At 66.9% G+C, this 8,117-nt stretch carries 7 protein-coding genes and 1 pseudogene; 3 read left to right on the top strand and 5 right to left on the bottom strand.

The window, feature by feature from the left end; genetic code table 11:
- The 3 genes from ACK5KK_RS07700 to ACK5KK_RS07690 form a co-directional block, all read left to right on the top strand.
- The coding region (locus ACK5KK_RS07700; RefSeq protein WP_416889502.1) for a branched-chain amino acid ABC transporter permease at positions 1 to 788 on the top strand (788 nt) is incomplete at its 5' end.
- Positions 785 to 1,681: an SDR family NAD(P)-dependent oxidoreductase gene (locus tag ACK5KK_RS07695; RefSeq protein WP_416889501.1), complete on the top strand. Its 897-nt coding sequence runs from the start codon at positions 785 to 787 to the stop codon at positions 1,679 to 1,681. The genes ACK5KK_RS07700 and ACK5KK_RS07695, both read left to right, overlap by 4 nt.
- A 21-nt stretch (positions 1,682 to 1,702) precedes the next feature.
- A complete protein-coding gene (locus tag ACK5KK_RS07690) occupies positions 1,703 to 3,208 on the top strand; it encodes a 4-hydroxyphenylacetate 3-hydroxylase family protein (protein ID WP_416889500.1) in 1,506 nt (501 codons plus the stop codon).
- Between the two features lie 39 nt (positions 3,209 to 3,247).
- On the opposite strand, the gene ACK5KK_RS07685 is transcribed toward ACK5KK_RS07690, so the two are convergent.
- The 5 genes and pseudogenes from ACK5KK_RS07685 to ACK5KK_RS07665 form a co-directional block, all read right to left on the bottom strand.
- Positions 3,248 to 3,676, bottom strand: coding sequence for a hypothetical protein (locus ACK5KK_RS07685; RefSeq protein WP_416889499.1), 429 nt, complete (start codon positions 3,674 to 3,676; stop codon positions 3,248 to 3,250).
- A 37-nt stretch (positions 3,677 to 3,713) separates the two neighbouring features.
- The gene (locus tag ACK5KK_RS07680; protein WP_416889498.1) at positions 3,714 to 4,685 is read right to left on the bottom strand and encodes a hypothetical protein; all 972 of its coding nucleotides are present in this window, start codon (positions 4,683 to 4,685) and stop codon (positions 3,714 to 3,716) included.
- A 1,049-nt stretch (positions 4,686 to 5,734) separates the two neighbouring features.
- A pseudogene (locus ACK5KK_RS07675) lies at positions 5,735 to 7,125 on the bottom strand (IS1380 family transposase).
- A gap of 121 nt (positions 7,126 to 7,246) precedes the next feature.
- A complete protein-coding gene (locus tag ACK5KK_RS07670) occupies positions 7,247 to 7,414 on the bottom strand; it encodes a hypothetical protein (RefSeq protein ID WP_416889497.1) in 168 nt (55 codons plus the stop codon).
- A 208-nt stretch (positions 7,415 to 7,622) separates the two neighbouring features.
- On the bottom strand, positions 7,623 to 8,117 hold a 495-nt coding region (locus tag ACK5KK_RS07665), incomplete at its 5' end, for an FAD-linked oxidase C-terminal domain-containing protein (protein WP_416889496.1).

Below are 8,117 nucleotides of genomic sequence, written 5' to 3'. Positions count from 1 at the left end.
TGCTCGTCGCGCCCCTCGCGCTGCGACTGAAGGGCGTGTACCAGATCGTGCTGAGCCTCGGACTCATCTTCATCGGCCAGTACATCTTCGTGAACTGGTCCGACCTCACCGGCGGGGTCAGTGGGCGGCGCGCGCCGCTGAATCTGTCGATCGGACCGCTCGACTTCGCGAACCTGCAGTTCGGCGGCATGAGCTACAGCTACTACCAGGGCCTGTTCATGCTGGTGTGGTTGTTCGTCGCGCTGTGCATGTTCCTCGTGCACCTGCTGATGAAGTCCCCCGCGGGCCGCCACATCGTGGCGCTGCGTGACGCCGAGTTGCCGGCGACCGTCGCGGGGATCAACCCCGCCCGCAGCATGTTCGGCGTGTTCGCGATCTCCAGCGCGATGGGAGCGCTCGGCGGCGCGTTCTACGTCGCGCAGCTGCGGTTCATCAGCCCCGAACAGTTCAACCTCGCGATGGGTCTGAACTTCATCATCCTGGTCACCATCGGGGGCCTGGCCACCGCGTGGGGCCCGGTGCTGGGTGCCCTCGTGATCAGTTCGGTGCCCGTGCTGGCCGCACGGTACGCCGAGTACATCCCCTTCTTGAAGGAGAACTCGTCGCTGCCCGACGGCACGTGGGGCATTCCGGTCGGTCAGTTCCCGGTCGTCATCTACGGGGTGCTGCTGGTGCTGATCCTGATGTTCGAGCCGCGCGGACTCACCCACCTCATCCGGGTCTTCGCGCTCTGGATCACCGCACCGTTCCGACGGGCGCGGACCACCGACGCGGAGGCGACGACGTGATCGATGTCACGGGGCGGGTGGCCTTCATCACCGGCGGCGCGTCCGGCGCCGGGTTCGGGCAGGCGTGCGTCTTCGGCGACGCCGGTGCACGGATCGCGATCGCCGATGTGCGGGCGGATGCCCTGGACCGGGCGGTCAGCGCCCTCGGTGCGCGCGGGATCGAGGCGTTCGGGGTGCCCTTGGACATCACCGACCGTGTCGCCTATGCGGCGGCCGCCGACGCCGTGGAGGACCACTTCGGGCATCCGGTGACGCTGCTGTTCAACACGGCCGGCGTCAACGGGTTCGGGCCGGTCGAGGCGATGACCTACGGCGACATCGACTGGCTGCTGAACGTGAACCTCGGCGGGGTCGTCAACGGGATGCAGACGTTCGTGCCGCGGATGATCGCCGCCGACCGCGGCGGCCATGTCGTCTCGGTGGCCTCCGTCGGGGGGTTCGAGGGAAGCCCGATGACGGCCCCGTACTCGGCCGCGAAGGCGGCGGTGATCAGCCTGATGGAAAGCTACGCGCCGGCGCTCGAGACCCACGGCATCGGCGTCACCGTGCTGTGCCCAGCCAACATCCGCTCCAACATCGCCGAGTCCGATGCGGTGAGAACCACCGATACCGCCGGCAGCGGGGTGCGCACCGACGACCGGTTCCGCGCATCGTTGCGTGAGGTGTACGCACACGGGATGGACCCGGAGCATCTGGCGCGGAGGCTGATGGAGGCCATAGCAGCCGGCCAGCTGTACGCGATCCCCTATCCGGAGGTGCGGGGCGACCTGGAGGCCAAGTTCTCGCGCGTGCTGGCCGCCATCCCCGCCGACGACCCCGACGACCCCGACGGCGCCGCCGACCGGGTGCGTGCGCTCGGTGCGTTCCGCGCGGCGGCCGCGGGAGGGACCTGAACCGGCGATGGGGACGGATCGGTGAGCGGGCCGGGCCCGACGGCGGCTTTCACGGGTGCCGCATATCTCGACAGCATCCGGGACGACCGCGAGATCTGGTTCCACGGTGAGCGCGTACGCGACGCGGGAGCGCACCCGGCGTTCGCGCAGTCGCTGCGCACGATCGCCGGGCTGTACGACGGGTTGCACGACGGCAGTGTGCCGCTGAGTTCCACCGACACAGACAGCGGCGGCAGCACGCATCCGTTCTTCGTCACGCCGCGCACCGGCGCGGACTTGCGGGCGGCGCGGGACGCGATCGCGGCCTGGGCCCGGCAGACGTTCGGGTGGATGGGGCGCACGCCCGACTACAAGGCGGCGCTGGTGGGGACGTTCGGGGTGCCGCGGGAGGTGTTCGGGCCGTTTCAGGACAACGCGACCCGGCTCTACCGGCAGACACAGGAGCGGGTGCTGTTCTGGAACCATGCGATCGTCGATCCCCCGGTCGATCGCGACCGGCCGCCGGACGAGGTCGGCGACATCGCGGTGCGAGTGGTCGCCGAGGACGACCACGGCATCACCGTCTCGGGGGCGAAGGTGGTCGCGACGGGTGCCGTCGGCGCCCACCTCACCTTGCTCGCCCCGACGGGGGCGCGGCTGACCGACGAGAGCTTCGCGGTGGTGGCGGCTCTCCCGATGGACACACCGGGCCTGCGGCTGCTGGCACGACCGTCGTACGAGTATGCGGCGCAGCGGGCCGGCAGCCCGTTCGACTATCCGTTGTCGAGCCGGTTCGACGAGAACGACGTGATCCTCGTGCTCGACCGGGCCGTCATCGCCTGGGAGAACGTGCTGGTGCATCGCGACATCCCTCGCGCGAGTGCGTTCATCGGTGTGGGCGGGTTCCCCGATCGCTTGGCGATGCACGGCGCGACCCGGCTTGCGGTGAAGCTCGACTTCCTGTCGGGCCTGCTGCACAAAGCGGTGCGGCTGACCGGTGCGAGCGAGTTCCGCGGGGTGCAGGCGCGGCTGGGCGAGGTGCTCGCCTGGCGCAGCACGATGTGGGCGCTCAGCGACGCGATGGTGTACGACCCGGTCGCACGCGAGGACGGCACCGTGGGGCCGCAACCGGATGCCGTGAACGCGTACCGCCTGATGAGCCAGATCGCCTACCCCCGGGTGCGGGAGATCGCGCTGCAGGACCTGGGGTCGGCGCTGATCTACCAGCCCTCGCACGCCGCGGATTTCGAGGTGCCTGAGCTGCGTGATCCGTTGCACCGCTATCTGCGCGGCAGCGACGGCACCTCGGCGCCGCGACGCGTGCAGACGATGAAGATGCTGTGGGATGCGGTGGGATCGGAGTTCGCCGGTCGCAGCGACCTCTACGAGCGCAGCTTTCAGGGCAGCCACGAAGGCGTGCGGCTGCTGATCCACGGCGATCACGAGCGCCGCGGGGAGACCGCGCGGCTGATCACGTTCGCCGAGCAGGCAATGACCGACTACGACCGGCACGGCTGGCGACCGGGCAGCGGCCGCGCCACCCCCTGACACCGGGAAACGCCGGTGTCAGGGGGTGGGCCGAGTCCGCTACTTGGCGGAGATGTAGACGCTGTCCGACAGCCGGATCATGTAGCCCGCATCGGGTGGCGAAGTCCAGTCGGGGACAGCCCAGTAGTGCACCGCGGTCGACTCACGAAGGTCGATTTCGCTCCCCGCCGCTGCGCACGCGACATCGGCATCCGCACCGCGGGGCTCGATGACCAGGCATACACTGCCCTCGGACGATCCTCGCGACAGCCATACGCGCGTTCCCTCGTATTCACCGACGAGCCTGGCGGACTCCGAATCGATACCCCCCGCCGCCACGATGTCCGTCGGCAGAACATCGGCGGGTTGAGCATCTCGTTGCAGGTCCGCATACGACGGCCCTGAGAAGCCACAGCCGACGAGGGTGATCGAGCCGGCGACGACCGCGATCACCGCGACGACACCCCGCATGACCGACACGACGCTCATTGCCCTCCCGCCCGACGGGACTGCCGCAGGCACCAGGTCAGCCGTCCTCGGCCAAGATCGCGTCCGCACGAGCCTGCTGACGGGCGAGGCTCTGCTTCATCGCCGCGAACTCCGCGCGGTGCGAATCGATGTACTCTCGCTGCCAGGCCGCTGCCACTGCGACCTGCAACTCCGTCACGCCCGTACTCTTCTTGCACGCCACGTCCGCGACCGCGGCCTCTCTCTCCGCGTCCGTCGCTTCCGGCGTCGCCCACCGCGGATCGTCGTTCGCGTCCCACGGCGTCGCGTAGGTGAAGCCAGACTCCGCCATACATGCACTCCACTGCGCGAACCCCTCACGCACCCTCGGGTCACGCTCGGACTGGGATACCCCGAAATCGACCGCCGACTCGGTCATCTCAAGCGCCCCACCATCATTACCGAGCCGCGCACGGGCCTCACCCAGACAACCCCCCTCGGGGATCGTGACACCGTTGATCTCGGTCGGTCCGCTCTCACCCGACGCAACGGCCTCCTGCTCCGCGGAGAGTGACACCGACGCCGCTCGCTTGACCGTATCGACGACCGAACCGTCTTGCTGGTGAACCCCATTGTCCGGAACGTGGTACCCGAACTCCGTGACGTCATCGAGGTCGATCACCCCGAACAACCGATCATTGCTGCGATCCATGCCGGACGCCGGCGCCACGGGAAGATCCCACGCCAGTCCGAACCTCGCCATACAGGCAACCAAGACTCGATGCTCCGCGCGAAGCACCCTTTCCTGAGCTGCGTCGGACGTCCGGAACTCATCAATCGGCAGGGTGATATCCGCTCCCGACCGAATCGGCTCAACATCGCCGAGGGGGAGTTCACGAACACCACCATCTACCTCGGTCGCCGCCGCCTCGATGACCTGAGCGTTTGCCATGTTGTCACCGTTTGATGTCGAGCTTGACACGAGCGAAACCGTCCCGCCCACCAGCCCAACAACTGCAAAAGACGCAACTCCCGCAACCGCAACACTCACGCCAGATCGCACACTTTTACCCGTCAGTTTCCGCATGACGCACCTCCTACAGAACCACCAAGCCAGCATAGGGACGAGGTTTGATTGTTGTTTCTCAGCGTTGCAACCGAGTTACGAGGTTTGATGGTTTGCCAACTTCCACTGTAGTGCGCATGAACAAAGAGGCGAACAGTCCAAGAGTAGTCACGATTCTTGGCTGACGAAATAGTGTCGTTGACGTTGCAAACCGCGTTGAAGCCATAAATGTTGTTGCAACTGTCAGGGTTGTTGTAGGTGTGCGGCGACGGCCAGTTGTTCATGTTCGGGTAATAGGTGTCGAATGCCGACCAAGGGTTGGTCGGGTACGAGGAAGACCAGGCACTTTGTGCGGCGTAATTCGAGCTGTTATACACGCACACATCGCCCGTCGCGCACGTGTGTCCACTCGCATTCGCGCTGGTTGGCATGAAAATCACCGCAAAAAGCGCCCCACAAATCGCCGCGACTGCGAGTTTTAGCCTACGCCGACCCCCCCCCGCAGAGCATGATCAACTGAAAGCGACATCCTGACCCCCGATTTCTCGTAACCTTGCAAGCTACGCCCGTCGACTCCGAGACCTTTCGCTCGAATAGAAGTGCTGTTGCGTAGCATATGTCGAGAGCCAGATAATGTCAACACCTCGACGAGACTCCCATGAAGTGCTCGCGAAACGCCCTCGGTGGCTCAACTGAGATTGCCCGCGAAATGGTTCCGCTCGGGGCATAGGAAGTGAGTTGTCGATGGGTGCGCGCGTCGCCACGAAGCAGTGCGCGCTGGAGCACGCGCGGGGCAGCACCCCGCGAACTTTATCGATCGCGAGGGTGTAACCCGCTATGACGGCTGTTATGCGAACGCCCCGGATCGGCGTCCCTAGCCTCGATCTTTCGTCGGGTCGTTGATCGTGCTTCTTTGACGTTGTTGCCGGGGTCGTGGTGATGATTCTGGCGTGCGGGTGCGACAGTGGCCGTGTTGCACTGCGGTGGCGGGTCTCCGGAGTCCTCGGGTCATGGTGGTCGGCGGGATCGGTGGGTCAGCGGCCGGGTGTGGGCAGGGTCCGGGTTCTGCCGATCGCAGCGGGGATGATGCTGGTCCAGCGGGACCGGCTGGCGAGGTGCAGGGTGATGCGTCGCTCGTGCCTCGCGATGGTCGCGGGGATGGTGAACAGGCGGTGGCAGAGGCGTTTGGGTTCCCACCGGCGGGCCTCATGCTCGGGGTGGGCGAGAAGGCCTGCCCCGAGCGGTCAGGTCGCCGGCGAGGGCGACGATGGCGCACTAGATCCGGTTCTGGTCGAACCCCTGCAGAGGAGGTTGCGCGATCCGGTGTCTTTCGCGTGCCGGATCCGGTCCTCGCAGCGTGCCCGGCGCGGTGGCGCAGCTCGAGGCGCTGGAGCTGGCCGCGGCGGGTGTTGGTGGCGAACGCGGTAAGCGGGTAGCCGTCGACGCCGTCGAAGCGGAGTTGCGCGCCGGGGTGGGGGCGTTCGCGGCGGACGATGACGCGCATGTCCTTCGGCCAGGATCCCAGGTCGACAACGCCGGTGAACTCGACGACCGCGGCACCGTCGCGGGGGTCGCCGTGGGCGTCGAGCGTGGGTTCCCAGAGGTCGTCGGGGATGAGCCGGTAGAGGTCGGGGGTCTCGTGTGGGAGCGTGAACCCGACCGAGTACGACAGTCGGCGCTTGGTGAACCAATCGATGAACTCGTGCGTGCCGCCGGCGGAGCCCGCACGGACCAACACCCCCTTCCCCGGCCGGGTCTTCGCGTCGGGCAGTTGGGCGAGTGCCGCCTTCGTGACCGTGATGTGGTCGCTCGCGGTGTTCGACCCCGCGTTCCCCGGGCGGAGCTTGATGGCGAGCATCTCCCCGGTCCCGGCCGGGCCGTGGTCGATGAACACGCACAACGGGTGGAACCCGAACCCCTTCTTGAACGTGGGGCGCGCGTTCCCCTTCTCCGAGTGCGCGGTCAGCACGGCCGCGTCCAGATCGATCACGATCGGCGTCTCCGGTGACGCGACCGCGTCGGGCGCATGCTTGCCCGCCAGCGACCACGCGGCAGCTCAGGCTTCTTGCCGTGCGTTGTCGATCGCGGAAAGCGCCCGGTCCGCGTCTGCCGCCAACGCCGCGATCGTCCGGGACACGGTCCGATCCGACGCCACCGGCCCATACACGTCCGGCTCAGCACGCAGCGTCGCGAGATCGGACAACGCGTCCCCGCCGAACGCGACGGTCACCGCGAGATCGAGCACGATCTTGCCGGGGTCATGCACCGCGAGCGGTTTCCGCCCCCGCCCGAACGCGACCGACAACGTGCGGTCCAGACCCGCCGCTCGGGCGGTCTCGGCCAGCAGCACCCCGCCCGCATGACCGATCGCCGGCACGTCCACAGAGTCAACATGAACGCGTGGATAACCCCCGGTAGTCTTCACCGTGAAGGTGCTCCTCGCTCTCGAAGAACTGCTTCCTAGACAGATACAATTCTGTCAGATCAGGAGCACTTTCCATGTCCACAACACGACCACCGGAAACCTCAACAATGAAAGCCCGAGGCTAGAGGGCGTCGATGAGTTCGCGCATCAACTGCGAGGGCGTCGTGTGGCGCTCCCGCGCCGCCTCGTCCAACTTTGCTCGGCGTACAGCATCGAGCCGAAGCGTGAATGGGCGCGCCTGAGCGCCCACACTGATGGGGCGGCCGGAAACGTCGCCGTACTTGCCCATCTCTACCTCCTCAGTCCAACCTCGATGAGAACCTTTTTCGTCGCTGGCATGGAGTGGAAAAGCGTAGTACGAAACCTGTGGCGACGCAGCCCCCCCTCCGGCCACAACTGAGATCGCCCGCGAAATGGTGACGCTCGGGGCATGGGAAGTGAGTTGTCGATGCATCGCTGCCCCTCGGGCTGGCCCGGGCACCGGGCGGCGCCGGACCTCAGCGGCTGGCGCCCCAGATGCCGTAGCGGCCGGGCGAGAGGATGCCGGCCGGATCGACGGCATCCTTGATCGTGCTGACGAACCGCCGATACGCGTGGTCGTTCCAGGTCATATACCCGGCCACATCCTCCATGAAGTCCAGGTGGGAACGGTACTCGCTGTACCCGCGCGCGGCGAGCTCGCGCACCAGCTCCCGGGCCGTGTCGAACGCGGCGCGCGCCTGCCCGGCATCCCTCGGGTCGAAGTTGATCGACGAGACCACCGCGCACGAACGCTCGTTGACCACGAGCAACCCCGCCTTGTAGTTCAGGCCGGTGCGCTCCTCGGTGATCGCACGCACCACGTCGACGACATCCTTGATCCGCTCACCCCGCATCGGCACCATCGGCGCGATGCCGATGTGCGCGAAGCCGTCGCCCTTGTACTTGATGACGTCAAGGTTCGGCACCCCCGCCATGATGCGGTCCGAGATCGCGGGGATCTGATCGTACTC

Source organism: Microbacterium sp., from assembly GCF_047972865.1.
In the GTDB taxonomy this organism is placed as follows: domain Bacteria; phylum Actinomycetota; class Actinomycetes; order Actinomycetales; family Microbacteriaceae; genus Microbacterium.
This window is presented reverse-complemented; position numbering and strand designations above follow the sequence as displayed.